The sequence below is a fragment of the Streptomyces sp. NPDC059853 genome (assembly GCF_042731495.1).
GTDB lineage: Bacteria > Actinomycetota > Actinomycetes > Streptomycetales > Streptomycetaceae > Streptomyces.
In genome coordinates, this window is record NZ_JBHWJL010000574.1 from 1 (window position 1) to 1,189 (window position 1,189).

Annotated in this window: 2 protein-coding genes; both read left to right on the plus strand. The window is 78.5% G+C overall.

Annotated features, from left to right (window positions below; genetic code table 11):
• Positions 1 to 723, plus strand: a 723-nt coding sequence (locus ACFV5N_RS27950) for an FtsX-like permease family protein (protein ID WP_385605374.1), incomplete at its 5' end; no start/stop codon positions are given.
• A 76-nt stretch (positions 724 to 799) separates the two neighbouring features.
• On the plus strand, positions 800 to 1,189 hold a 390-nt coding region (locus ACFV5N_RS27955; protein WP_385605376.1), incomplete at its 3' end, for a TetR/AcrR family transcriptional regulator.

Below are 1,189 nucleotides of genomic sequence, written 5' to 3' on the forward strand. Positions count from 1 at the left end.
GTCGCGGTGGCCGTGCTGGCCCGGGCCACCGCCGCCGGCGCGGCGGCCGGACCCGCGGGGGGGGCCGCGCACAGCAGCACGGCCCGGGCCCTGGCGGACGCGGCCCGGCCGCCGCGCGGGCGCTCCGCCGTCGATCGCGTCGCCCAGAGGCTGCCGGTCCCGCTCATGCTGGGGCTGCGGCTGGCCGCGCGGCGGCCTCGCCGTGCCCTGCTCACCGCCGTGACCGTCTTCACTGTCACGGCGGCCCTGGCCGCGGCGCTGACCTTCCGGGCACAGCCGGTGAGGCCGCGTGATCTGGGGGCCTCCCTGCTGCCCGACCCGGACGCGCTGCTGGTGCAGCGGATCGTGGCGGGCTCCGTCGCCCTGGTGATCGGGCTCGCGGTGGTCGGGGCGGTCTCCCTCGCGTGGAACGCGGCCCTGGACGCCCGGCACAGTCTGGCGGTCACCCGCACCCTGGGAGCCACGCCCGGGCAGGCGAACCGCGCGCTCGTGATGGCCCAGCTCCTGCCCGCCGTACCGGCGGCGGCGCTCGGCGCCCCGGCGGGCACGGGCCTGTACGGCCTGCTGCACGCGGGTCCGATGGCGGCGGCCGGTCCTGGCCCCGCGCACACCGTGCTGCTGGTCGCCGGGACGCTGCTGGGGCTGGCCGCCGTGACGGCCGTTCCGGCCCGGGCGGACACGCACCGGCCGGTGCACGCGGTGCTGGCGGGCACCCGGCGCTGAGGGGAAACGCGCCTCCGCAGGTGTCCCACCGGGACTCATGTCCCAGTGGGACACGAGTGGGTGTACCGTCGGTGGCATGACGGCGACGACCTCTTCCCTCCCGATCCCCGCTCCCCGGGAGGACGGCCGGCGGCGCAAGGCGCGGCGGACCCGGGAGGCGCTCGCCACCGCCGCGCTGGAGCTGGTGCTGCGGGACGGGCCGGAGAACGTCACCGTCGCCGCGATCGCCGACCGGGCCGAGGTCGTCCGGCGCACCTTCAGCCGCTACTTCGGCAGCAAGGAGGAGGCGGCGCTGGACTTCGTCCGCGAGGACGGCCGCCGCATCAACGCCCTGCTGCGCGAGCGGCCGGCCGCCGAGCCCCCGCTGGTCGCCTACCGGCGTGCCGTCGCGTGCTGGCTCACCGACCGGGACACCCCCGCCTCCCATCACCGCCCCGGGATCCGGGCCCTGCTGGCCCTCCTGGAC